This window comes from bacterium, assembly GCA_021371935.1.
GTDB lineage: Bacteria > Armatimonadota > UBA5829 > UBA5829 > UBA5829 > UBA5829.
In genome coordinates this window covers 282,677-307,227 of record JAJFVF010000002.1, presented here as the reverse complement: position 1 = coordinate 307,227, position 24,551 = coordinate 282,677, and the positions used below count along the sequence as shown (strand labels likewise).

22 protein-coding genes and 1 riboswitch are annotated in these 24,551 nt (G+C 49.1%); of the genes, 14 read left to right on the top strand and 8 right to left on the bottom strand.

What is annotated here, in order from left to right; all coding sequences use genetic code 11:
• Positions 1-60: 60 nt before the first annotated feature.
• On the top strand, positions 61-2,001 hold the full coding sequence (gene metG / locus LLG46_01455) for a methionine--tRNA ligase (GenBank protein MCE5321960.1): 1,941 nt from the start codon (positions 61-63) through the stop codon (positions 1,999-2,001).
• Positions 2,002-2,250: 249 nt separating this feature from the next.
• On the opposite strand, the gene LLG46_01450 is transcribed toward metG, so the two are convergent.
• The 3 genes from LLG46_01450 to LLG46_01440 all read right to left on the bottom strand — a co-directional run bounded on the left by LLG46_01450 (position 2,251) and on the right by LLG46_01440 (position 5,911).
• Entirely contained in the window at positions 2,251-3,543 is a 1,293-nt protein-coding gene (locus LLG46_01450) for a GGDEF domain-containing protein (GenBank protein ID MCE5321959.1), read from the bottom strand.
• Between the two features lie 255 nt (positions 3,544-3,798).
• Positions 3,799-5,658, bottom strand: a complete 1,860-nt coding sequence (locus LLG46_01445) for a diguanylate cyclase (protein ID MCE5321958.1) — start codon at positions 5,656-5,658, stop codon at positions 3,799-3,801.
• Between the two features lie 43 nt (positions 5,659-5,701).
• A complete protein-coding gene (locus LLG46_01440; protein MCE5321957.1) occupies positions 5,702-5,911 on the bottom strand; it encodes a hypothetical protein in 210 nt (69 codons plus the stop codon).
• A gap of 102 nt (positions 5,912-6,013) precedes the next feature.
• Positions 6,014-6,104: riboswitch (cyclic di-GMP riboswitch) on the bottom strand.
• Positions 6,105-6,280: 176 nt separating this feature from the next.
• Here LLG46_01440 and LLG46_01435 point away from each other — a divergent pair.
• On the top strand, positions 6,281-8,575 hold the full coding sequence (locus tag LLG46_01435) for a TonB-dependent receptor (GenBank protein MCE5321956.1): 2,295 nt from the start codon (positions 6,281-6,283) through the stop codon (positions 8,573-8,575).
• Between the two features lie 193 nt (positions 8,576-8,768).
• On the opposite strand, the gene LLG46_01430 is transcribed toward LLG46_01435, so the two are convergent.
• A complete protein-coding gene (locus tag LLG46_01430) occupies positions 8,769-9,896 on the bottom strand; it encodes a M48 family metalloprotease (GenBank protein MCE5321955.1) in 1,128 nt (375 codons plus the stop codon).
• Positions 9,897-10,241: 345 nt separating this feature from the next.
• On the opposite strand from LLG46_01430, the gene LLG46_01425 reads away from it, so the two are divergent.
• The 4 genes from LLG46_01425 (at position 10,242) to LLG46_01410 (ending at position 13,796) form a co-directional block, all read left to right on the top strand.
• Positions 10,242-10,751 (top strand): CAP domain-containing protein, encoded by a 510-nt coding sequence (locus LLG46_01425; GenBank protein ID MCE5321954.1) that lies wholly within the window; start codon positions 10,242-10,244, stop codon positions 10,749-10,751.
• A 123-nt stretch (positions 10,752-10,874) separates the two neighbouring features.
• A complete protein-coding gene (locus LLG46_01420) occupies positions 10,875-11,654 on the top strand; it encodes a type III pantothenate kinase (GenBank protein MCE5321953.1) in 780 nt (259 codons plus the stop codon).
• A gap of 168 nt (positions 11,655-11,822) precedes the next feature.
• A complete protein-coding gene (locus LLG46_01415; GenBank protein ID MCE5321952.1) occupies positions 11,823-12,851 on the top strand; it encodes a potassium channel protein in 1,029 nt (342 codons plus the stop codon).
• A 204-nt stretch (positions 12,852-13,055) separates the two neighbouring features.
• Positions 13,056-13,796, top strand: a complete 741-nt coding sequence (locus LLG46_01410; GenBank protein MCE5321951.1) for a hypothetical protein — start codon at positions 13,056-13,058, stop codon at positions 13,794-13,796.
• Here LLG46_01410 and LLG46_01405 read toward each other — a convergent pair.
• Both LLG46_01405 and LLG46_01400 read right to left on the bottom strand, forming a co-directional pair.
• Positions 13,793-14,767, bottom strand: coding sequence for a response regulator (locus LLG46_01405; protein MCE5321950.1), 975 nt, complete (start codon positions 14,765-14,767; stop codon positions 13,793-13,795). The two genes, LLG46_01410 and LLG46_01405, sit on opposite strands and share 4 nt — an antisense overlap.
• A 201-nt stretch (positions 14,768-14,968) precedes the next feature.
• Positions 14,969-15,874 (bottom strand): phosphodiester glycosidase family protein, encoded by a 906-nt coding sequence (locus tag LLG46_01400; GenBank protein ID MCE5321949.1) that lies wholly within the window; start codon positions 15,872-15,874, stop codon positions 14,969-14,971.
• 257 nt (positions 15,875-16,131) lie between these two features.
• On the opposite strand from LLG46_01400, the gene LLG46_01395 reads away from it, so the two are divergent.
• From LLG46_01395 to LLG46_01385, 3 genes are read left to right on the top strand one after another with little or no spacing between them, the layout of a single operon-like run.
• Positions 16,132-16,797, top strand: coding sequence for an RNA polymerase sigma factor (locus tag LLG46_01395; protein MCE5321948.1), 666 nt, complete (start codon positions 16,132-16,134; stop codon positions 16,795-16,797).
• Positions 16,733-17,179 (top strand): zf-HC2 domain-containing protein, encoded by a 447-nt coding sequence (locus LLG46_01390; protein ID MCE5321947.1) that lies wholly within the window; start codon positions 16,733-16,735, stop codon positions 17,177-17,179. Before LLG46_01395 ends, LLG46_01390 begins: the two co-directional genes overlap by 65 nt.
• Positions 17,180-17,187: 8 nt before the next feature.
• Positions 17,188-17,916 (top strand): hypothetical protein, encoded by a 729-nt coding sequence (locus LLG46_01385; GenBank protein MCE5321946.1) that lies wholly within the window; start codon positions 17,188-17,190, stop codon positions 17,914-17,916.
• A gap of 2 nt (positions 17,917-17,918) precedes the next feature.
• Here the strand turns inward: LLG46_01385 and LLG46_01380 are convergent, their stop codons facing one another.
• Both LLG46_01380 and LLG46_01375 read right to left on the bottom strand, forming a co-directional pair.
• Entirely contained in the window at positions 17,919-18,701 is a 783-nt protein-coding gene (locus LLG46_01380; GenBank protein MCE5321945.1) for an ATP-binding protein, read from the bottom strand.
• Positions 18,702-18,831: 130 nt separating this feature from the next.
• Positions 18,832-19,650 carry a site-specific DNA-methyltransferase gene (locus LLG46_01375; GenBank protein ID MCE5321944.1) on the bottom strand — a complete coding sequence of 273 codons (819 nt, stop codon included), beginning with the start codon at positions 19,648-19,650 and terminating at the stop codon, positions 18,832-18,834.
• Positions 19,651-19,883: 233 nt separating this feature from the next.
• Between LLG46_01375 and queA the strand changes: the two genes are divergently transcribed.
• The 5 genes from queA (at position 19,884) to LLG46_01350 (ending at position 24,491) form a co-directional block, all read left to right on the top strand.
• Positions 19,884-20,894 (top strand): tRNA preQ1(34) S-adenosylmethionine ribosyltransferase-isomerase QueA, encoded by a 1,011-nt coding sequence (gene queA, locus LLG46_01370; GenBank protein MCE5321943.1) that lies wholly within the window; start codon positions 19,884-19,886, stop codon positions 20,892-20,894.
• Between the two features lie 22 nt (positions 20,895-20,916).
• Positions 20,917-21,855, top strand: a complete 939-nt coding sequence (locus tag LLG46_01365; protein ID MCE5321942.1) for a helix-turn-helix domain-containing protein — start codon at positions 20,917-20,919, stop codon at positions 21,853-21,855.
• Between the two features lie 91 nt (positions 21,856-21,946).
• Entirely contained in the window at positions 21,947-23,125 is a 1,179-nt protein-coding gene (locus LLG46_01360) for a glycosyltransferase family 4 protein (GenBank protein MCE5321941.1), read from the top strand.
• A complete protein-coding gene (locus tag LLG46_01355; protein ID MCE5321940.1) occupies positions 23,122-24,270 on the top strand; it encodes an aminotransferase class V-fold PLP-dependent enzyme in 1,149 nt (382 codons plus the stop codon). The genes LLG46_01360 and LLG46_01355 overlap by 4 nt, the downstream gene beginning before the upstream one ends.
• The gene (locus LLG46_01350; protein ID MCE5321939.1) at positions 24,267-24,491 is read left to right on the top strand and encodes a DUF3343 domain-containing protein; all 225 of its coding nucleotides are present in this window, start codon (positions 24,267-24,269) and stop codon (positions 24,489-24,491) included. The genes LLG46_01355 and LLG46_01350 overlap by 4 nt, the downstream gene beginning before the upstream one ends.
• Positions 24,492-24,551 lie beyond the last annotated feature (60 nt).

The window sequence follows — 24,551 nt, the reverse complement described above, 5'->3', positions numbered from 1 at the left end:
CCACTTGCACTAGAAAGTAGCATGACATATGTCTACCAAACCGAAAGGTCGCATTTTTAAATGTCAAAGGATACTTACTACATAACAACACCGATTTACTATGTTAACAATGTCCCGCACGTCGGCAATGCTTATACAACCATCATCGCAGATGTCGTGGCGCGTTTTCACCGACTCAAGGGTGAGAAGACATTCTTTCTAACCGGCACAGATGAACATGGAACTAAAGTGGCGGAAGCTGCAGCGGAGAGAGGCATAGCAGTAGAAAAGTATGTTGACGGGATTGCTGAAGACTTCAAGCAAGTTTGGAAAACGCTCGACATACAATACGATGATTTCATCAGAACGACCGAGCTCAGACATGTCAGCGTAGTTCAAAAAATATTCAGTAGTCTGCTTGAAAAAGGCGACATATACAAAGGCCACTATGAGGGCTGGTACTGCGTGCCATGCGAAACGTTTTATGCTGAGAGTGAGTTGGTCGATGGCAATTGTCCGTCATGCAATCGAGGTGTTGAATGGGTCCAGGAAGAAAATTACTACTTTAGGCTGTCTGCATACAGCGAAAGACTACTTGATCACATCGAAAAACATCCCGGCTTTCTCCAACCCGAATTCCGTAAAAACGAGGTTGTTAGTTTTATCAAACAGGGACTGCGAGATATCTCCATTACCCGTAAGGGACAAGGCTGGGGAATAGAAGTGCCGGCGGACCCGGACAACAGGATATACGTCTGGTTTGACGCGCTGATCAACTATATAAGCGCAATCGGCTATGGCACAGATGATGAGCTTTTCAACTCGCTATGGCCTGCAGACATACAGCTTATGGCCAAAGATATTTTTGTACGGTTCCACTGCACATTTTGGCCTGCGATGCTCATGGCTCTGGGTCTCGAGTTACCAAGGGTTCTTTTCGGCCATGGCTACTGGACATTGGATGGAGAGAAGATTTCCAAGTCCAGGGGCAATGCGATATCTCCGGCTCAGCTTGCAAATGATCTTGCCGCTCAGTCAGGTGCAGACAGCAAAGTCTGCATGGACGCGATTCGATATTTTCTCGCGCGAGAGGTGACATTCGGGCTTGATGGCGACTTCTCGATCGCGTCTCTAAAAAACAGGTTCAATTCGGACCTTGCCAATGACCTCGGCAACCTCTTGAACCGCACACTCAGCATGCTTGGTAAATACTTTGATGGTTCGATACCGGACCCGAATGGCTTTTCTGGTGGATTGAAAGATGTCATAACGCAGGCTGCGCAAACGGCGGAGCAAAACTGCGATAAGCTTGAGTTCACTCGCGCACTGGAAGCTGTATGGCAGATGATTGGCGCCGGAAACAAATATATAAACGATATGAAGCCATGGGAGCTTGATAAGCAGGGCAAAAAAGATGAACTCGCCGGTGTGCTCTACTCCGCTCTCGAAGTAGCGCGGGCGGCGGCGATTATGATATCGCCTTTTATGCCCTCGACGGCGAAAGAGATAGCTCGCCAGATCGGAATAGCGGATACGTTCAGTTCACTGAAGTGGGCAGATATCACTTCGTCCAACTCTATTGCACCTGGCACCCGCACTCAGGGACCCGACCCTATATTCCCGAGGCTCGATACAAAAAAGAAGAAAGAGGCTGTTAAGGTGGAAGAAAAACCGCAGGAAGCTAAGAAGACCGAAGATACTATATCCTATGATTATTTCAGCAAGCTGCAGATACGGATTGCGCAAGTGATATCAGCGGAGAAGGTCGAGGGGGCAGACAAACTCCTCAGACTGCAGATAAGCCTTGGTGACGAGGAGCGTCAGATAGTGGCGGGAATAGCTCAGAGTTATGAACCGTCTTCACTCGTGGGCAGAAAGATCGTGCTGCTGGCCAATCTTGAACCCGCCAAGATAAGAGGCGTTGTATCGAATGGCATGCTTTTGGCTGCGTCGGACGAAGAAGGCAAGGCAGTCCTGCTCCAACCTGAAAAGGATGTTCTTGCTGGATCGAAAGTAAGATAAGTCTCTAGGCAAATCACGGTTGGTCGCTTGCATACCACTATAGTTTTTCACACAGTAAAACCACATACAAACGTGCAATTTACTGACCGTAAATTGCTTAGCGCGCATTATTCACGAGAAACGTGAATGATGCGCGGCCCGGACCCGAAATATGCTCGACGAGCATATTTCGAGCTAGCTTTAATTGGAAAGTGGAAAACAACCTTTCTCGGACTTTCCACTTTCTACTCTCCACTTTCAGCTACTATATCAGCTCGCCTTCTGCAGTTCTCGGAAGCTGTGAACGCGGTTTGGACCAAGGAATCGCCCCTGGTTAAGTGCGCGGTGTGCTGCGTTTATAAGATCTTCGGTAGTCGATCCATGCTCAGGGAATGTGGATATTCCCACACTCACAGACAGTGGCTTCTTTTTGAGTCTAGTGCTTATCACACAGTCATGCAGCCTCTGCGCGATCTCCTCAGCTTCTTGTGCACAAGCCTCCGGAAACACCGCCACCAACCTGGTTGAGGAATATTTTGCGACCATGTCATAGTCACGCACTTCAGCCTTGAGCTTTTCACCCATTGCAGCCAGCGCTTCGCCGGCAGCTTCATCTTTTACATTCTGCCTGCTCTTGAATTCATCAAGATCAAAAACTGCAATCGAAAGCGGCCTTTCGGCTCGTTCGGAACGGTTTAGTTCGTTCTTTAGGAACAATTCCAGGTAACGTCTGTTGGCCAGTCCGGTCATTGGGTCTATAAAAGCCGAGTCAGATTTCGGTGATTCGGTTTTCGACTGCGATTCGTCGTTTTGCCCTTGCTCAGCTTTGTCCAAGGGTTGCTCATGTTTCTTTGAAACAGCAAATAATGTCCCACAGGCAAGCACTGCGGGAGCGGCCAGAGCCAGCAGTACATAAGATGGAGCTATCGCATATAGCACGGCAAGAGCATAGCCTGAAAATATACACAGCGACCAGCCGGCAGCAACGCCAACAGTGCTTGGCAGATTATCCGAACATGGCTCAGAGGACCGGCACTTAGAACCGGCAGCAGCCAGCAGTGCATTTGCACCTATGTAGACCGCGGCGGCACAAAGCAGCGGCACAAATGAATCGACCTGCTGTGGCCGAATTATATTGCCTCCCAGCATCACATAAACAAGCGATGAAAATGAACATAAGCCAGCAGGCTTGACTATTGAATATAGAACCTTGTGAAGCGGTTTCCTTGAAGGGCTTTCTACTGCAAGCCGGACGGCTGCTCCCAACGCGGCGGGCAGCGAGGCTCCCAATGGTCCTAAGGCAAGAACACCCGCAAAAAGCAGGCTGTGAGTGAGGGAAAAATATATTGTGTTATTTCCCCATCGATTGCGAACCTCCGCCACAAAAGGAGTAACTGCCGCTGCCGGCACGGCTAAAGATAGAATGCGCCACTCCAGACCCGAGCTGAAAAGTGCACATACAACACACGCCAGCCCAGCGGCGCAAATCAGGAACATTGTCAATCCTGCCGATGCCCTCGCATTGGAACATGCATCGATATTTTGTATGGAGTCTTTTTTCATTGTTTTCGCATCTCAATTGATGCGCATAATACGTCCATGCGAGCAAAAAAATTATTATGGCGTCGCGTGGTACTTTATATATACCTTACATGTCTTGCAAATTGAGAGATCAGAATTAGAACAGCACGGTTTTTCTTTTATCTGCCAGCAGTTGAGCCCCTCTTTGTATCCGCGACACGCAAGATAGAAGCTTGCTGGGCACCCGCGATAAGCATAGTTGCTACAAGTGCTTTTCATATTTTTTCCTCTCACGGATCAGGCAGCCAGTCGACCTCGTTTTCGCGCGCGCTTGTCCCTATACATAGCCGCGTCCGCTGTATCAAGCAGCGATTCGAGATCACCTGCATCTTTGGGATATGTTGCGATCCCCACACTCGCGCCAAACAGCGCCATGGTGGCGTTGTCGGTATACTGCTCAGCGTATTGCCCGACAACTTGCTGAATTCTCTTTGCTATTCTTTCCGCCTCACTTGCGGGCGTGTCGGGCAGCACTACAACAAACTCGTCACCGCCGTTGCGGAACACCTGGTCATAATCCCTGAGCTGATTTACAAATATGTCGGCGGCATCTTTCAGTACACTGTCACCCCTCTGATGCCCCAGAGAATCGTTGACTGCCTTGAAATTTTCAAGGTCTATTCCGATAACAGAGAGCTGTCCATTTCGTCTTGATGCCCGGCGAAGCTCCCGCTCCAAATACGTTCGCAAATACCTGCCGTTGTGTAAACCCGTCAGAGGGTCTCTTACAGCCGAGTCTCTCACTTGTTCAAATGCGCTTGCGTTCTGAATAGCCATTGCCGCAGTGTTTGCCACAAATGTCATCGTGCGCAAATCATCGCCAGAAAAAGCATGAGGCGCATCATCATATAGATTGATTGTCCCAAGAACCCGTCCAAAACTGGATATCGGCGCCACCAGAGATGACTTGAAATTCGATGCAATATGGCCCTCCATACCTAATACCAGATCGTTCGGATCATAGTTGCCGACAAATGTGCTTGCATGCGCCGCAGACTTTCCTGTCACACCTTTTCCCAGCTTCACACTTGCACCCTTGAATATCTCATTCCAGCGGCCAGCAGACGCCCTGGCCGTCAACATATGAGGATGCAGCTCATCGACAAGAAATACAACACATGTTGCTGCATCACTGAGCCTTTTGGTCCTGTGTGCCAACAGTGCCAGCACCTCATCAAGCTCCAGTGTGCTCGAAAGAGTTTGAGCTATCTCAAAAATCGATATTAGCTCATGATTAGCCTGGGCAATCAGGTCTGCTGCTCCAAAACTCTCGGTTGAAGCCTCACACGAAGGCAGTGGTCTACGCTGTCTGTCCATATCCTTCACCTGATCAGCCACATCGAGAAACGCTGCAACCACTTCCGGGTCAAACTGCGCTCCAGAGAGTTTCTTTATATGCTCTACTGCATCCTCATGAGACCATCCATCTTTATAACAGCGAGTCGAGACAAGAGAGTCATAGACCTCCGCAACGGAAATTATCCGAGAGCCAACCGGTATATTTTCAGCCGATAGATGGTCCGGGTAACCGGAACCGTCATAGTTCTCATGATGATGGCGCACCATGTCGGTGACATTCCATGGATATTCGACCTGCTCAAGTATGCGAGCACCAATTGTGGTGTGATTGCGCATCTTGCCGAATTCCTCCGTATCCAGAGGCCCCGGCTTGAGCAGAATATATTCAGGTACGCCCAACTTGCCAACATCGTGAACAAGCGCTGCAATACGAATGCCGTTAAGTTCATTTTCATTCAAGCCCATGGCACGCCCGACCAACTCACAGATCGTTTTGACTCTGAGGACATGGTCCTGCTCATATGAGTCCTTGGCGGCTATCGCACAGGCGAGTGCTTCGGCAGTGCTCCGATATACATCCGCCAGTTGCTTGCTGGCGTCTTTTTCATCGGTTTCGGATTTGCACTGAGCAGCCGACAAATCAACCTGATTGCACAGCAGAACTGCCAGTCCCAACCACAAACATACACCCAGCCAACCGCGGCTATAACCATCACCAACAGCCAAGATGCCGATTACCGCAGCACAGGCCGCTAATCCAATGACCACCTTGACTCGCTTTATTGCTCTTGCATTCATATCGGCTCTCATTTCAGGGCAAGATGCCCATATTACGATCCTATTAGTGCCCTCTGAACTTTGAGGGTGTTGAGTCAGTGCCGGAGGAAACGACCTCATCACTTACGTCGTATGCACTCTCGACAAGGAAGAGAACCTGTTTGGCGGTAGACGGCGCGGCACAATCGTTTTTTGCACGCACACCACGACCACCTGCCTTCATGCCTAATTGAACAAATCCCGACTCTGCTACTGGTTCATAAATGTTTAGCATACTACCAACTCCCAAACAACAAAATGCCAGGCTGTCGTAGCCAACGCCACCCTATCATCCTAAACCTGCAGCCCATTCATTCGGACGATAAGGTGTGTTCGCTTCGGCAGCCTGGCAAGCATGTCTCGAAGATCGAGGTGTAGCCCCAATAGCTTTGCGCCCCAAAGTTTCCCGTGGTTTGCCTTTTCGTGCGTTCAGGCCTCGGCCTGAGCTTTATTCAAATAGTTTATGCCACACTATAAGTGCTCCTCACCTGAAGAAAATACTTGTTTCTCCGATAATTGGAATATCAGTGGCTTGGGAGCGTTCAACTGGCCTGGCCGCACAAATATTTTGACGCCTTATCAGACGACTGAGGAGGACTCAATTTTGAGAACATATCGCATTCAGCTTGCAGTGCTGATTCTAAGCATAACCGCTTTGGTATGTGCTGGTGTCTGGGTGACAGCAGGAACCACAGGTTCAGTCTCAGGCATTGTTAAAGATGTAAAAACCGGCACTCCGCTTTCCGGGGCAAACATTATCATTGCAGGAACAGGTCTGAGCACTGTAACCGATGAGAATGGAAGATTTGTCATTGCAAATATTCCGCCTGGCGACTATGAAATCACAGCACAAATGGTCGGTTACGGCACACAGACTCTGGCGGATGTGCAGGTGATAATGGATGCGACCGCTTCGGCTGACTTCGATATGACCCAAGAGGTAATCGAAGAAGAGGCAGTGGTAATAACCCGGCCTAAACCAATGATCAACCCTGAAGTGGTTAACACATTCAATCTCGTAAGTGTTCAGCAGGAGCCACTTACACGTACTGATCCATCCAGTGTTCGGAGTGCTCCGGGCGTGCTGAGCACTCTGCCGGGTGTAATCGTCGAGAGTGACGGCAGCGGACAGCTTCACCTCCGCGGCGGCAAGTATGACCAGGTAGGCTGGTATGTCGAAGGTATTCCTATCACTGATCCCAATATAGGCACATTCGGTACTGACCTTCTGACAACAGGTTTGAGCAAATTCCAGATGTATACAGGCGCGTTCGGAGCCGAATACGGCAATGCCATCTCCGGTGCTTTGAACGAGATCAAGAAAACAGGCGCCACTGCTCCGGGTATGAACTTTGTGGCCGAAAGCGGCAGCGATACATATGGATCCATGATTGGTGAGATCGGTGGAGGCACTGCTGAAACATTCAACTACTATGTAGGCGCAAACATGCAGCAAACAGACTTGGATGCGCCTTTTATCAAGAGGTTTGAGTACTCCGACAACGTCGCTAAGTTAGTATGGCCATCCAAAAAAGACAAAGTCACATTGCTTGCCATGCAGGGTTCGCAATACGGTGGATTGGATAATTATCACACACTTGATGTTTACAACAATACAATCCCATCTGAAAGAGACTTCGTGCGACAGCGCTACACTTTAGGCGGACTGGAATGGAGCCACAACCTCAGTCCGGCATCGTTTGTAAGCGTGCAGCCATACTATCATTTCTTTACCTCCATTACCAGTGCTATGGGCGGATCATTTGACGGCGCTGCCCAGGGAGCAGATGTATGGTCCAAGCGCAAAGGCATTCAGGCAAAATATGTAAACCAATTGAACGCAGTACATTCATTCAAGATGGGTGGCTCTATAGAACAATCGAACAACTATTATTATATCGCTATTCCCAGCTATCCATACTATGAATCGGATGTCGATACGACACAATCCGGTCTATATGCAGAAGACCAGATGAAACTGAGCGATCAACTTACATTCTCGGCGGGTCTGCGGCGTGACAGCATAAAATATGACCGCATAGGTCTGGCATATGTGCCGGGAGCTGGTTATAGTGGTGATCCTGTGTCTGATGTCACTCAAGCAAAGACCACCCCCAGACTCGGTATGTCGTATACTCCTGATGAGACTTCTGCCTGGAAGGCAAGCTGGGGTAAATACGCCAAGTTTGTGCCTGCATGTTCTGTGCAGATGAGATATATATATCCCGATGAGAATGAACCATGGCTTCCTGGGTTGGGTACATCCGATCCACAGACAAGCACCAACTATGAACTGACATATGAGAAACAGGCGACCGATACTCTTGCCTGGAGAGCAACCTACTTTAACAATAAATTCCAGAACCTCAACGGTTGTGCACTGCTGGATTCTGGGCTATATCAATACGTAAACCTGGGCGAGGGCAAGTCCAATGGTATGGAGTTCTATGTGCGTAAGAAGATGTCGGATAAATGGCAGGGATGGCTGTCTTACACATATGCCAAGGCAAAGTCAAACCGCGATGATATTGGAATAACCGACCAGATGTATTACACAAACTGGGACCAGAGGAACACCATATCGCTTGTAGCAGACTATAAGAACGGCACCTGCTCGCATAGTCTGCGTGCAGACTATGGCAGCGGCAGACCGGATATGGTTGATACTCCGGATGAATTGGCAGTTCAATCACGTGCAAACCCATCCGTAATCGTGAGCTATAACCTTGATATCGACCTGCCTGAGGGCTCGCAGCTTGGGGATTCGCTCTATCTGAATGTCTATAACTTGCTAAACAATCATCAGGCACTGCAGTATAAATGGGATTCAGGAAAGAGAACAAGGGACAGCTGGGTACCTTCAAGAAGCTTTGCCCTTGGGATCACAAGATCGTTCTAGTCCGTATTATGCGGGCTAAATCGAGCATATTAAAATAAGTGAGGAATCTGCAAAAGCAGGTTCCTCACATTAACACATCCTCTAAAATCTCCATCAGCCGTAATCTAGAACCCAACACCTAGCCCGCATTATTCACGAGGAACATGAATAATGCTCTCGGAAACCCGTATTATGCGCTTCCGCATAATACGGGCTAGTGAATAGTATCCACAAGCTGACGCCAGATCACATTGCGTATGGCTGCCGCTGCTTCTTTGGATATTTCCGCCGGTGTTTTGTCCATCAACTTTCCATCTGCTTCGGAGACCACCAACAGCGCTTCCCCACGTGCCACCACTCCACCAACAAGTGGGTCCACACTCAACTCATACATCTGTATGTTGGAATCCAGAGCCTTGTTGATTCTGTCCGCTGTTTCTTTTGCTCGCACCTCAGAGGTTTTGTCTGCCGTCGGGGCAGGACGGTATATGACCTTTCCATCAATGCTGACATCAGATATCTGAGTGTCATCAACCGTATTTGTCGTAACCTGTGCAACGATTGCGTTTGTAGTCTGACGCCTGTTTATAGGCAGGCCCAGACCCTCGATAACGGCTTTTGCAGCCTTTACGCGTTCATCATCAAGAGGGTGTGAGCGGTAAATGCCGTAGTCGACAAGCTCGGGGCGTTTGGCAAGTCTTTCCAAAAATGTAAGCAGACCCACAGGATTATAGCCCGCTTCCTGCATGAGGATCGCACCGCCATTATCAGCATCGCGTTCAGCTTCCTGGCCATACCCATTGAGTATCGCTACCTGATATAGCTGCACACCCATCAACACATTCTGCATATCGGCGCTTCTAACTCCACCTATCATTGTCGCCAGCAGCGCAATTGCAAGCTGATTGTTGAGTGTTGCCTGTTTCTTAAGCAGATAGACCATGTGATGATGGGCGGCATGTATTATTTCATGCGCGACTACCCCGGCCAGTTCATGGTCGGACTGAACGAAGTTGAGCAGCCCGCGATAGACATATATATGGCCGCCCGGCACGCTGAACGCATTGATGTCTTTATCCTCGATAATGTCGAACGTATAGTCAAACGGGGTTACTTTCGAGGAACCGTAGAGCGCATTAATCTCTGTTTTATTTGCAACGGAAGCGATCTTTGCGCCCATATCGCGCAGGTGTTTAAGGTCGGCGGCATTGTCACTGAGCTTATAGTTCTTGGCGACTTCCTTGGCAGACTCTTTGCCGAGTTTGACCTCATTATCACCCAGTTCGGAGTCGATATCCGCTGCAATGACCATAATCGGCATGGCCAATGCAACTAAACTCACAACTAATATCCGAACAAGGCCTGCTATCTTAATGGACTGCATGTGTAGAACCACCCTTAGTCAACACATTTCATTATAACATCAACTCCAACCCTGACCCAAACCCCAATATATCTTATCTTCTTTGACGTCAGCTTGCATTATGGCGTTCCGGTGTTTGGGTATCACAATTATCAAAGTCGATGCATACAGACCCAAATCGCCTGAACAATAAATTTATCGCAAAACGGCTCACTGGCACAACAATTGCACTGGTAGAAATGCCGGTTTTTAGGCTTGCGCGATAAATTGCAGTTGGCTGGGGGGTCCAAGTAAGGAAGGATAGTTTTGCGTGGGAGGCAGAACATGACGAAACTATCGCTCTACTTGGCCACATTGCTTTTAGGTACCAATTTCTCCGCATCCACGATGCCGGGGACGCATCCTAACAGCGTCACGGCACGGATGTCGGCTATCGAACGCAAATATGTCGATATGACCAATGCGGAGCGATGGGACCGAAACTTGAGGGTGCTTTCGTCAAACCCTCTGCTTGTGCAAGTGGCTCGTGAGCATAGCAGGGAGATGTGGGAAAAGAATTATTTTAACCATTATTCTCCGACACCGGGTCTGAGGACCCCCATGGACAGGTATCTACATGCACTGGGCATGACGCCTACATGGGCATACCTTGGAGAAAATCTTTTTTATTGCTCAGTTGTTGATGTCGAGAGGGGGCAGAGAGCATTGATGAACTCGCCCAAACACCGGAAAAACATTCTCGACCCGAAATTTGAGCAGATGGGCGTCGGTGTATATATCTCCCCCGATGGGCAGTTCTGGATTACCGAGCTTTTCCTTGCGCAGATAGATTAGCAAGGCAGGAAAAATAAAGGTATTGCATTAAGTAGAGAGCGGAGCAGCAATTGCGCCGCTCTTTTTGCCGAATACTCAATCCCAAAATAATCAATACAAAATCCCAAATAGTAAATTGTACAGATGCTTTTAGCTATTGATGTTGGTAACACGAATACTGCTTTTGCCGTCTTTGATGACCGTACAATACGTGCGGACTGGCGTATAGGCACGGTTGCTCGCAGGACAGGTGACGAATACGCTGCTCTGCTGCTGCCCCTATTTAGCAAGGTCGGTATATCATTTGACCAAATTGACGGGGTCGTGGTCTCAAGTGTTGTGCCGGCGACGATAGATGCACTGATCAGGCTTACAAAATTTCATTTGGATGTTGGCGCACCAACCATTTTGGGTCCCGATATCGATCTTGGAATAAAGATAAATTATCACCCCATGACGGATGTCGGAGCAGATCGGATTGCCAATGCTGTTGCTGCGCATGCAAAATACGGCGGCAAAGTGATTGTCGTTGACCTGGGCACAGGAACGACCTTGGACGCAGTCTCTGAAAGTGGCGAATATCTAGGTGGAGCAATAGCTCCGGGCATACAGATATCGTTGGATGCGCTTGTTGCGCGCGCCGCCAAACTTACAAGCATTCAGCTTGTAGCTCCGCCAAAGGCAATCGGCGACACCACTGCTTCCAGCCTGCAATCCGGTATGATCTTTGGATTCGCCGGTCAGATTGATTCGCTGGTTAACCGTTTCCAATTGGAGATGGGCGGCGGAGCAAGAGTAATTGCCACTGGCGGACTGGCATCGGTCATCGCTGAGCACAGCCGTACAATAGAAATCTGCGATGACCAGCTTACACTCGAAGGTTTACGCATAATTTATGAGCGCATACGCTCAAGGATTGCCTAAGTAAAAAACGGCCGTTAACTTGTATCAGAGATATGTGTTCTATAAAGATCCAAACATGCAATTTACGTAGTATAAATTGCCTAGTCCAGATTATGCGCTTCTCGCATAATCCGGGTTTTCGAGAACATTATTCATGTTCATCGTGAATAATGCGGGCTAGAGGGACTAATGCTCTATCAAAACGATCCCATAAGACATTTCAGGCTGGCGCTGGCTGCATTGGTCGCTTTGGTAGCTCTTGGAACGGCAGGTTATCATATACTCGAAGGCTGGAGCCTGCTCGATTCCCTGTATATGACCGTAATCACCCTGGGCACAGTTGGCTATGAAGTCGTGCAACCGCTGGATGTTCCTGGGAAAATATTTACAATAGTCCTGATTGTTTTCGGTGTCGCTATTGTCTTCTGGGCCGGTGCAAGCCTTATACAGGCTCTGGTCGGCGAACAGATATGGCACGCATTACAGAGGAAACGCATGCAAAAAAATATATCTAAACTGCGCAATCATTTCATAATCTGCGGATTCGGCAGGATGGGACAGCAGATAGTAAAAGACCTGCAGCGCGAGAATGTCGCTCATTGCGTGATAGAGCGAAACCCTGAGCAGCTCCCTAAGCTTGTCGCTCAGGACATTCCATTCATCGAGGGAAACGCAAGTGACGATAAAGTACTCAAGGCAGCAGGCATTGAGCGCGCAAAAGGGCTTATAACCGTGGCTCCAACAGACGAAGACAATGTCTTCATCACCCTCAGCGCCCGCGCACTCAACCCAAGCCTGTTTATCATGGCGCGTTCGATACAGGAAGAAAACGAGGACAAACTCAAAATGGCTGGAGCCGACAGAGTGATGTCACCTTATGTGATGGGCGGAAAGAGGATGGCACAATCCGTGCTGCGCCCGAATGTTCTGGACTTTCTGGAACTTGCAATGCACACCGATGACCTCAAGATGATGATAGAAGAACTGAAAATAAGCTCGGAATCAAAACTCATCGGCCAATCCATAAGCGATTCCGGCTTGAAGGACAAAACAGGTATTACTGTAATCGCGATCAGTAAAGCCTCCGGCAAAATGGTGGCCAATCCCGGTCCTGATGAAGTTCTTCACGAAGGAGATGTGCTCATTGCAATCGGCACTCCCGAGCAGCTCGACAAAGCGATCTCGCTTGCCGGTGCCCAAACCGACGAAGGTATATGATCACACGCGTGATACCCTCCTCTTTGTGTAGGAAATATGAGCCAAATTTTTTTCCGGTCCATAATCATATCTCATATGAGTCCGTATATATTAGCGCGCGTTGTTCACGAGAAACGTGAATAATGCACGGGCCGGACCCGAAATTTGCTCGACGAGCATAATTCGGGTTAGTAGATTACAACACCAGGAGCGATATATCTAATTATGAAACGATTATCTGTCATTATATTAGTGCTGATGGCTTTGGCTGTGCAGGCAGGGGCTGCGGTTACATCTTCGTCGATACTTGCAAAGGTCAAGGCTGCGGAAAAGGGTCTTAAGGACTGGAAGGCCGATATGGTGATAACGGAGGCTAACAAGAAAAATGTTTCTGGTATGGGTGAGGGCTATGGCGATATCCTTAAGCTTGACAAAGCCCTCGTCTACTATAAATCGCCCGATATGATCAGATACGATGGTTATGCGGAAGGTATCAAGGTCACATATGTCCAAAACGGTTACACAAAGCTGATCCTTGCGACCATGATAAGGCACAAAGAAAATGTGAAGAATGCTCCAGGCAAGAGGTTCGATTCGCTCGATATCGGCTTTATTTCCAGCAGGCTCTGGCAAGATAACCACGTCAGCGTCATCTCTGAAAAAAACGGTATTGCAAAGCTCAAGTTCGACCCCAAGTATGGAGGCAACGACAAACGTCATGACCTGGTATGGCTGGACGTCAAGAACCTTAGGCTCATCAAGCGTGAGAAGTATAGGGGAAGCGGCGAAATGCGCACACGCACCGTATATGGAAGCTATCAGAAGCTCACAACCAAACTACCTGTTGCCACAAGCGCCAATCTTTTCAATGGAGACGGCAAGGAACTCGGCTCAGTTAAGTACAAAAACATCAAAGTCAACACAGCGTTGAATAATTCGATGTTTTCTCTGAGTCAGCGAAACTAATTCTCAAGAAGCCTGCGCAGTGTTTCGTCGACTTGCGTAAATTTGCAGCCAAGCAAATAACCTTTGCCTTCATCACTCGGCCTTGAACGCAGGACTTGAGCGAGGGCATTTATCTTGTCGGTTGTCGTCTTCGGGCGAAGCTCGACGCTAAGGACGTCGCCTGGAAGCACTTCTTGCGGCACAATCATCGACATTCCACCCAGGCTCAAATCTACGGTCTCACCTGATACCGGCTCATTCGACACGTTGAATATCGCCGGCATGCGCATAAGGCTTCGTGTATGGGTCCTGCGCTGTATGCGATAGATGACACCAGGCTTGTCCAAAACCACTATCTGTTTGGGACTGCGCAAGGTTTTGAGAACATGAGTGGTGAAGCTATAGTGTGCGTCGGCAGACGACAGACCGCATTTTACGGTGCTGTGTGGTGCTATTTGGGCATTGCTGCCCCTAAGCATCACAGAAAGCGTGCGATCATCTTTGTCGTGGATTCGGCCTGAGTACACCTTTGAACTGCTGCAGTTATGCACTTCAAGTGTCACGCCTTGATTTTTGCAGAACAAAACCGTTGCAGTCGGCGTTGTGCATTGACGCGCCTTGATACCGGTCGTTGAGGTATCGCTGACCAGCGAGACGAGATTGTCGAGATCGAAAGGTTTGTTGACGTAACCCTGCACACCATAGGTTTTGGCCTGAGCCAAAGCCTCAGCGTTCTCACATGCCGTCATAACGATTACGGGCAATGCACTGCGCATGCTGCGGATTTCGGCCAGAGCAGTCAATCCATCCATTTTAGGGAGGATTAAATCCAGAAGTACTACATCGAAGTTTGACTCGCGAACCTTCTCTACTGCCTGCAGGCCATCATGCACAGCCACGACACTATAGCCGCTTTTTGCCAGTTTCGCCCCTAGAATGCGGCACAGGTTTATTTCATCGTCAACAACAAGGACACTGCCCTTGGTGACCATGTCGTGGGCCTCCTGCTATAAATACATAATGCCGGCGGAATTCCCGAAGCCCATCAAATGCAAACCAACCCCTGGGTCCAAGGATAATGCCCGCCCGGGTAGCTTAATGGTACAGCCATCCAACCTTTATAGTGCAAAAATCATGCCATTAATGCATAGACTAGAAAAAAAGCCGAGCTTGATTGCCAGACCAAATGGTTATTACTCATACCCCTGCATAAATCCTGCATAATTCCATTTGCCTTGCAGAGTCTGGAAAATGCTATCACTGATCGCAATTGGAATACTGGAGACGACCTTTTGTAGGTCAAATGTCGGCTTAGTGTCAGCCTTAGCGAAGAGCTTTGCAGGCGCAAGTTCTGCTTTTGCCATTTGATATGTCTGAACCTTGGAGTATACGACCAGGCAGTTGGTCAGCGAGCGCGTTGGGAGAGCAAAGTAGCGGCCTTGATGATAGAAACCTGTTGAAGAACCACCGTCAAGGCAAAGTGCCTCAACAGTATTCAACTCGACCATAACTTTGGCTATTGCATATAGAGAGGTATCTCGATTGATTGCGGCGATCAGCAGTTTGCCGCTTTTGGTAATGCCCACCGCAGTGCGGCGCGCAGGAGCATTAAGCGAATTGCGAAAACCTTCATGCTTGAGTGCAATGGCAACCCTGCCGTTTGAAACCAGTGTGGGACCCGCGCAAAGAACTGTCTCATATCCATCCCATTTGTTCTCTCTGCCCTTACGAAGAGAAACTATGGATGCTTTATTATCTGAGTCGATGCAAAGAGCCGAACCAATACAGCCTGTGTGGACAAGAGTGCCGTACATGGCAATATCTCCCGTTGGGATAAGGGTCTTGGTATCGAAGAATGTGCCGGTTATTGCTGCTGCAGGCTGCACACGGCCGATCATAGACTTAAACGATTCCGATCTGCCCGCTCCGCCTTTGGCGAGCGCAACCGTCACCCTTACATTTGGATCATTGAGGTTGATCGTAACTGTATGGGCCACAGTCCTGCCGATATTCACTTTTGCATATTCAACACTTGACGCCCATGATACACATGCCGAAACAAGACCCAACAAGATCACGAAAGACAGTTTCTTAATCATGGCATCCACCCCGTCCGCACTGATTGCCGTTGATGTTTCGGATTAGTGCGAACTGCGGGCTGCAGGTTCTACTGATTTTGCTGCACAATGGATGCCGCAGCGCCTCGACTAATTACCTGTTTTCGAGTGCTTTATGATGTTTTCCGGGCTCAAACAATACATTAGGAACGATCAAGTAATGATGATCGCGTATTATAATCTGAAACCGCATTCAAGTTTTTACGTCTACTACTATTGAAAGGATAGGCAGGGTTGTATTGAACGAGACTGATTATGATTTCTCGGCAAGCAGCGAGCAGCTCCTGGAAATGTGCAAGCGTCAGGATCAGGATGCCTTGCGCCTGCTTTTGCGGAGATACGAGCGTCCAGTCTATAACCTGCTCTATCGTATGCTCTCAAGCCATGAGGAAGCTGAGGAGGCTCTTGCGGAAGTCTTCGTAAAGGTATGGCGGGCTGCTGCAGGATTCAAAGGGGATTCTAAGTTCACCACCTGGCTTTATAAAATAGCATCGAACACGGCAAGAGACTTCCTGCGTTCGCGAAAAGCGCAACGTGAAGTCTCCATAGAAGATGTGATAATCGATGAAGCCTTTACCGGCAGATGCACATCGTTAAGTCCTGCCGATCCTGAAAAGTCTGTAATAGATGCTCTGGACAGACAGAGGATAATAAATGCAATGTCTCTGCTTTCAGAAGAGGATCGACTTCTGGTGACGCTATACCATCTGCAGGAGTGCGATTACGACGAGATATCGAAGATAACCAATATCTCGCCGAGCAACCTGAAGGTAAAACTCTTCAGGGCGCGTCAGAGGCTGAAAAAGCTGTGCTTGAGAGAGGATATGCAAGGCGACAACAATGAAATGCGAACAGATACAACCGATTCTGCTGGACTACGCGCAAGACAAGCTGAATCCGCCTGAGAGCGAGCAGGTCCGGGAGCATATTCGCACGTGCGATGAGTGTGCGGATCTGCTGAAAGATGAGGCCGAGCTTGCAGGTCGAATTGCGGCGGTTGGTCTTCAGCAGCCTCAAAACGACGTCTGGGCGCTGGTTCATGCAAAGATACGGCCTAAGCGAGCGAGTATTCTCACGAGACTGGACGGCTTTCTGAAAAATGGTTATCGAGTGGCGGCAGCAGCCGTGGTTCTGGCCATGCTGCTCCTGCTGGCGATACATACTATCAAGCCCGTGAATAATAAGCCATCCGACCCGATGCCATCATCGATGGCGCAAGTCAAATGGTCGGATGACCCAATGGGCAGACAGACAGATGCGACAGTCGATTATATAGACAATATGTAGGTGTACCAATGTATTCATTCGGGCAGTCGGTTATAAACAAGCTTTCAGTTTTTGTTGTATTGATGGGGATTGCAACATCTCTTGCATCTGCGGCTTGCTGTGCGGATATAGATCAGGGTCAGAAGGATCAACTCAAAGACCTTGCCACACAGACCCGAGACAAGACCAGAGCTGAACGGCAAAACCTTGTGTGCGCCCGCAGAGAACTACTCAAGGTCTATCGCGATTATAATCTCGATGAGAAAAAGGCAAAAACAGCCATCGAAAAGATAGATCAATCTCAGTTGAAGCTGCTGCACATTCATCTGAATAATCAGATCGGCATCAGGAATATACTCGATGCAAGTCAATTCGCCGCTTTCAGAAACAGAATCGGCAATAAAATGCGCGGGTCCGGGCGGGCTGAAATTTCTCCTATGAGGGAGGATGGCCAGGATAAGACGGTGGACAAAGCCTTGCGGCAGATGAACCTGGATGCCGGTGAAATCTCACAGATTAATCGGCTAAATAAACAAAAAATCAGCACAGTCAAGAGTCTGAGCAAGAATTCCAGACAGTTGGCCGAGGTGTATTCAGCCTATGATCTCGACGCTGCAGCGGTGAAGAAGCTGATAAACGATATCCACAAACAGCAAGCGAATCTCTTGAACCTCAATCTCAAGAAGCAGCAGGCCTTGCGCAAAGTCATGACCGAACACCAGTTCAAGGCTGTGTGTAGTCAAACAACAAAGAAATAGTTTTAGTTTTGTCTCTGGTATTTTTTTGTCATTTCAACACAGGTGCCGGGCTTTTGTGAACTGAATCTCACTTTATTCATCAGCGCCTTCATAAACATAATACCTCTGCCGCCTTCACACATATAGTCGATGGGCGTTGAGCATATCGACTCGGGATCAAAGCCGCAGCCTCTGTCGATAACGAAAACTTTCATTTCGTCCTTGCCGCGCTCAAACCTGATCTTGATTTTGTGACAATCGCGGCTTGTTCCATGCCTGATGGCGTTGGTCGCCGCCTCACCGATAGCCAGTTTGATATCTTCGATATCGTCATCACTAAAAGGCATTGATCTTGCAAAATCAGCGGCGCGCGCACGTATATATGACAGCATCTGGGGCTGGCTCGGAACTTCGAACTCAACCACATCCCTGGTCTCGGGACGTGAAGGGCCACCCGCCAACGGCTGCAGCGAGCCCAGTTGTTCATATTGAAACATACCCGACATGCCGCAGCGCGATAACACCTTGGACAACTGTCCCCCTGCCGTAATGAGCCGTAAGCTGCACCCCTTTGGAACGATTACATTGGCCGCATCAATGAGAGCCGAAACACCTGTCGAATCCATAAAGATCACCTCTCTAAGATCGATATTGATCGACGACTTCCCACGCTCAACCAGACTGAAAATCGCCTGGCTGATCCTGTCCATATTGCGAAAATCCACTTCACCGCGCAGTGATATCGCAGGCTCATCGGTGTAATTAATCAAGATCTCAAGCTCGCCATCCAAATTGCACAATTCCATTTCATTTACTTCCCGCAGCGGCAATTATGAGGTTGATTGATACCTCCGTCCGCCATATTTTAGACGATACGGGCTGGACTTTTGTTCACTTAAAGAACAACCTCGACAATTGTGTGTGCTTGTTTGGGGGCTATTTGAAGAATATCATTACGTACTCGTGCTTGAAGATATAGAATCCACCGCTGAGGGCGCGGTAACGCCAGAGGTTGGTGTCTTTGCCTTTGCCTTTTTCATTGCCTTCGATATTTTTCACTATGATCGACTTGGTGCGAAAGCCCACTTCATTCATTTTCAGCATGCACTTGAACCCGAGCGGGTCGAGTTCTCCTGCGCTGTATTTGTCACCAATTACGAGAATGGCAAAGCGGCCATTTTCAAGCGTATCGTAAGCATTTTGAACCACTTTTGTGAAACCGGCAAGAAATTCATCTGTGGAAGGGCAGTTTGACAGATCTGCCTTTAGCTCGCTGAACTTGATTATATCGGCGTATGGCGGGTGCAATACAGCCAGTTGCGCCTTATCGGCACCCATCTCCTGCAGCGCATTTTGGACGCTCTTTTTAGCATTGTTTGAAGCACTGTCACCCTGAATAATCCTTATGCTGTTGCCGACTGCCCCGGCGGGCAGCTTGCCTTTCACATACTCGACAAGCTCATGCTTGAGCTCGATACCAATCAACCTTCTATTCAAGTTGACCGCTTCTATGGCTGAAGTGCCAGAACCGAGAAACCAGTCTACTACAATATCGCCTTCACGACTGTAGCGCCTGAATACCTGGTTAGGAATTTGAGGAATGAAGTTTCCATGATAGTCAAAAGAATGACCATTCGTTCTATCGCGTGATTTCATATCCCACCATGAATCGGTAAGAATATCCTCATATTCTTTCCAGCGCGACAGGTCGATATCCGAATATTCGAGTTTTCGAGGACGTCTTTTGTCAACCACGATGAGATTCTATCAGTAATTATCAGCCACGGTCAATACATGCAGCAACCAATCCAATTTTATGACGGCTGTTGAAAAACATTTCGCCGCCTGCTAAATTCGTGGCAGCAATATGGCGGCAAATTACATACTTTAACCTTGACATTGCGCCCTACTGAGGATACAATCAAGGTCGTAGGTTTCGTATAGGTTTAGGCGGGCGAAGTTGTACATAATATGCCCCTTTGTAAGATATGCATTTAAGTGAGTTTGATTATCCGCTCCCACAGGCACTGATTGCACAGGAGCCTTTGGCGCAGCGGGACAATTCCAGGCTGCTCGTTGTAAACAGGCAGGATCAGACAATCGAGCACAGGAAGTTCTTTGAGATTCTTGAATATTTGAGGGACGACGACCTCATTGTCTTTAACGATACCAGGGTCACAGCCGCCAGGCTTTACGGGCACAAAGAGACCGGCGGGCATGTCGAGGCTCTGCTGATGAAGCACACTGGGCAGGGGCTTTGGGAAGCAATGGTAAAACCCGGCAGGCGGGTCGGGGTTGGAAGCACCATTTTATTTGATGGCGGGCTGAGCGCATTTGTTAAAGACCGCGATGATCAGGGCATCAGGACACTGAAATTCAGTGCTGCTGTTGACCCGGATATGTTGATCAAGGCGGCAGGTCAGGTGCCGCTGCCGCCGTATATTCACAAGCAGCTGAATGATCCTGAGCGTTACCAGACTGTGTATGCACATGCCGGTGGGTCTGCTGCCGCGCCGACAGCAGGCTTGCATTTTACACCTGAAATTCTTAACAAGATAGCCGAAAGAGGCATACAGAAAGTCTTCGTGACGCTGAATGTGGGAATTGGAACATTTAGGCCAGTGCGGGTGGATAACATTGATGACCACGAGATGCATACCGAAGAGTTTGAGATCACTGAGTCGGCGGCTGATGCGATAAACTCCGCGCAGGGAAGAATTGTATGCGTCGGCACAACGACAGCGCGCTGTCTTGAAAGTGCTGCAGTCTCGAAACGCAGAGTCAGACCGGGTGGGGGAGCGACCAATCTTTTTATCAAGCCCGGATATGAATTTAAGATTGTGGAAGCGTTGGTAACCAACTTTCACATTCCAAAATCGACTTTACTGGTGCTTGTGAGCGCATTTGCGGGCATAGACACTATTAAAAGAGCGTATGAAGAAGCGCTCCGGGAGCGATATAGGTTCCTGAGTTTCGGTGATGCAATGTTTCTTTGCTAATCAATGAGAAGGGGGAAGAGTTATGGCTAACTACGATAACAGATTAGGTGAGTGGTTTAAGCAGGTAGAACGCAGTGCTCAGGAACTAAAAAAGAAAAAAACGGACGATGTTCCGATACAAATAGAAGATAAGCAAGAACCTATAGAACAGATTAATACCACATCTCAGCCAAGGCCTGTCAGTCAGCCGACTTTTGATGGTATGGCCGCAGAGAGTGTGGATTCTTCAGTCGCAGTGGATTCTTCAGTTGCAACCATTGAGGCTGGTGAAGACACCGTAGACGAGCCGAGGGCTCATATGGATAGACCCGCAGCCGGTCGAGCCGCAGGCTCCCCTGGGCTTTTCGACGACAATGACATTTCTCCTGTGGAAGACTTTTTCTCTTTCATGGACCATAAAACTGAGTCCGATGAGCAAACAGATGAAGCCCAAACAGTTCCACTGCAAAGCGATATGCCGCAATCCAGTGTGCTGCTCGGAAGTGAAGGCACGGGAGTCCCGCGTCCAATTGATCTCAACACCGCCGACCGGCCAAAAGATCAGAATGAAACCTTACTAGCCCAGGAGACGTCGTTTGCGCAGCCTGATATCGAGCCGACAGTCATATTGCCCGTCGAGGAACAGGCAGTCAAAGAAGACTCAGACCTGCAGCAGAATTGGGACCGCATGCCGCACCATTTGCAGACACTCTTCGGCATCGCCGGTGAAGAAGTCGCGCAGAACTCATATAAAGCGTTCAAGGAAAGCAGGGGTGAACTCATTCAAAGACTCCTCGATCCACCGCTGACTCTTGAAGAGGCCGCCAGAATTCTCAACGTCTGCCCGACAACCGTCAGACGATATACCAACCGCGGTGTGCTTGCTCACTTCAGGACAGCAGGCAACCAGCGCCGGTTCAGGCTCTCTGATGTTCTGAGCTTTATGGAGAGCAATGGCCGCACATTACAGGATGCGGAGTAACAGGCATCTGTTTATTATATAATTAGTAATGATTCACTCCTGGTGGCGGTATCTTTATCGCCACCATCACTTTGTGAGCCAGATTGTATTTATGCGCATAGGCATTTTTTCAGAGAGTTATGAACCCATCATCAACGGCGTAAGCGTGAGCGTGTGCACGTTGCGCGATGAGCTGTCCAGACGCGGTCATGATGTTTTTATCTTTGCGCCGACTTTTAACGGCTATGAAGACGAGTCGACCAATGTGTTCAGATTCCCCTCTGCTCATACTCCCCTGATGCGGGACTATCCGTTTCCCATCCCATTTGCACCCGAACTGCGGCGCACCTTTGCCGCGCTCAAGCTGGATATCGTCCACACCCAGACTCCATTTCTGTTGGGAGTCGTGGGTGCAAGATGGGCCAGAAAATACGGCTCCGCGCTGGTTTCGACGAACCACACGCTGTATACGGAATACGCCCACTATGTCCCAGTCCGGCCAAAGTCACTGACACGCGGCTTTCTGACAAGACTAATGAAGTGGTACTATTCGGGCTGCGACGGGATCGTGGTACCTTCAAACCCTGTGGAGCGGACTCTGCGCTCATATGGGATCAAAAACCGCATCGAAGTCATCAAGACTGGCGTGGTAGCAATACCGCCGTCAGAACCCGAAATGCGCAAAGAAACGAGAGTGCGCTATGGTATCGCGGATGATGAATTCCTGCTGCTGTATGTCGGCCGTATAGCCCGTGAAAAGAACCTCACAATGCTCCTGGATGCGTTCAAGATCATATCTACAAAGCGCGATAAGGCCCGGCTGTTGATGGTTGGGGGAGGTCCGGCTCTGGAAGAGACGAAGCAGTATACATCCGGGATCGGGCTTATGGGCAAAGTCGTTTTTACCGGCATGCTTAAGCGCCATGAGATCGAACCAATATACACCAGCGCAGATATATTTGTTTTTCCATCGACCACGGAGACCCAGGGCATAGCGATATGTGAAGCGTTGAGTGCCGGTCTGCCCGTGGTGGCGGCAAATGCGGGCGGCATCCCGGAAAATGTCCAGCCGGAGATCGACGGATTCTTGACAGAAAACGACCCGGGCGAATTCGCTGACCGCATTGAATTTCTTATCTCGCATGAGGCCGAGCGAACAAAAATGGGGGGAAATGCAAGGCGCAATGCTTCCCAGTTCTCAATCGAAAGAATGGTAAGTGACTTTGAAAGTCTCTATGCTTCAATTATAGAGAGCAAGAAAAGCGCAGCCCCTGTTGGAGTTCGGTCATGATATATCTGGACAACGCAGCCACATCCTGGCCGAAACCTGCACAAGTCGTTGAAGCGATGGTCGGATATATGCGTCACTCAGGCGGAAACCCAGGACGCTCGGGGCACCAGCTATCAGTCGATGCAGGCCGGATTGTGTATAACACGCGCGAAGCAATCGCAAAACTGTTTAATGTAAGCGATCCCCTGCGAGTAATACTGACTATGAATGCAACCCACGCCCTCAATATCGCGCTCATGGGCATGCTCAAGGCCGGCGACCGGGTGGTGACTACATCCGTCGAGCACAATTCTGTGATGCGGCCGCTTCGTGCCCTGGAAAAACAGGGAGTGGAGCTTGAGATAGTTAATTGTGACCCGTCTGGAAAGATAGACATAGCCGACTGGCAGCGTGCACTTGCCGGGGGAGCAAAACTGGCAGTTGCAGTGCACGCGAGCAATGTCACCGGCAGGATTTTTCCAATAGCACAGCTTGCTCAGGCAGCTCACAGCTCGGGTTCAAAAATACTCGTCGATGCCGCTCAGACTGCCGGCGTGGAGGATATCGATATGGAGGCCATGGATATCGACATGCTGGCCTTTACGGGGCACAAGGCTTTGTTGGGTCCGCAGGGCACTGGCGGACTGGTTCTGGGCAAGTCGGTAGATCCATCAGAGATAGACCCAATAATGCGCGGGGGGACGGGCAGCGCATCCGCTTCTGAAGAACACCCCGATTTTTTGCCTGACAAGTTTGAGAGCGGGACACCAAACGGTGTAGGCATAGCCGGTCTGGGAACAGGTGTATGCTATATTGCCGAGCGCGGGCTCGATAATATCCGTGCCCACCATAATGATCTTATGCTCAGTCTTGTATCAGGTCTTGCGGAAATTGATAAAGTCAGAGTATATGGACCCAGCACTAATGAGCGCCGGGCAGGATTGGTTTCATTCCGCATTGAAGGGTATGAGAATTCCGACATCGGGCTGACACTGGATGAAAAATATGAGGTAATGTGCCGTGTCGGACTGCACTGTGCTACAACTGCTCACAAGACTCTCGGCACTTTCCCAGACGGAACAGTTCGTTTTAGCATCAGTCCACTGACAACTGCGTCAGAGATAGATCAGGCTCTACAGGCAGTTAAGGAAATTGTGTCGAAATGAACTATGCAGTTATTACATTCCACAACTCATCGGGAGCATTTCGGGCAGAGAGCGTGCTCAAGGCAGCCGGCTTGGAGTGTAAACTGATCCCGACACCACGCAAACTGGCCAGTGATTGTGGGGTGGCGCTTCGCTTTGACATCCTCAGCACTAATGATGTGAAAAGCGTGATTGAGAGGGAAAATATACATATTATGGTGCTGCAACCTATGCCTGCTTGACAGCATATCCGGCGGGGTCTACAATGGCTTCATTGCTTATATGGAGAAACCAGTAAATAA

Bases quoted from the DNA above. Each gene is read 5' to 3' on its own strand.
- LLG46_01355 (MCE5321940.1), top strand. From the start codon at position 23,122: ATGATATATCTGGACAACGCAGCCACATCCTGGCCGAAACCTGCACAA.
- metG (MCE5321960.1), top strand. From the start codon at position 61: ATGTCAAAGGATACTTACTACATAACAACACCGATTTACTATGTTAAC.
- LLG46_01365 (MCE5321942.1), top strand. From the start codon at position 20,917: ATGGCTAACTACGATAACAGATTAGGTGAGTGGTTTAAGCAGGTAGAA.
- LLG46_01420 (MCE5321953.1), top strand. From the start codon at position 10,875: ATGCTTTTAGCTATTGATGTTGGTAACACGAATACTGCTTTTGCCGTC.
- queA (MCE5321943.1), top strand. From the start codon at position 19,884: ATGCATTTAAGTGAGTTTGATTATCCGCTCCCACAGGCACTGATTGCA.
- LLG46_01385 (MCE5321946.1), top strand. From the start codon at position 17,188: ATGTATTCATTCGGGCAGTCGGTTATAAACAAGCTTTCAGTTTTTGTT.
- LLG46_01400 (MCE5321949.1), bottom strand. From the start codon at position 15,874: ATGATTAAGAAACTGTCTTTCGTGATCTTGTTGGGTCTTGTTTCGGCA.
- LLG46_01380 (MCE5321945.1), bottom strand. From the start codon at position 18,701: ATGGAATTGTGCAATTTGGATGGCGAGCTTGAGATCTTGATTAATTAC.
- LLG46_01445 (MCE5321958.1), bottom strand. From the start codon at position 5,658: ATGAATGCAAGAGCAATAAAGCGAGTCAAGGTGGTCATTGGATTAGCG.
- LLG46_01415 (MCE5321952.1), top strand. From the start codon at position 11,823: ATGCTCTATCAAAACGATCCCATAAGACATTTCAGGCTGGCGCTGGCT.
- LLG46_01410 (MCE5321951.1), top strand. From the start codon at position 13,056: ATGAAACGATTATCTGTCATTATATTAGTGCTGATGGCTTTGGCTGTG.
- LLG46_01360 (MCE5321941.1), top strand. From the start codon at position 21,947: ATGCGCATAGGCATTTTTTCAGAGAGTTATGAACCCATCATCAACGGC.
- LLG46_01390 (MCE5321947.1), top strand. From the start codon at position 16,733: ATGAAATGCGAACAGATACAACCGATTCTGCTGGACTACGCGCAAGAC.
- LLG46_01440 (MCE5321957.1), bottom strand. From the start codon at position 5,911: ATGCTAAACATTTATGAACCAGTAGCAGAGTCGGGATTTGTTCAATTA.
- LLG46_01425 (MCE5321954.1), top strand. From the start codon at position 10,242: ATGACGAAACTATCGCTCTACTTGGCCACATTGCTTTTAGGTACCAAT.
- LLG46_01350 (MCE5321939.1), top strand. From the start codon at position 24,267: ATGAACTATGCAGTTATTACATTCCACAACTCATCGGGAGCATTTCGG.
- LLG46_01450 (MCE5321959.1), bottom strand. From the start codon at position 3,543: ATGAAAAAAGACTCCATACAAAATATCGATGCATGTTCCAATGCGAGG.
- LLG46_01405 (MCE5321950.1), bottom strand. From the start codon at position 14,767: ATGGTCACCAAGGGCAGTGTCCTTGTTGTTGACGATGAAATAAACCTG.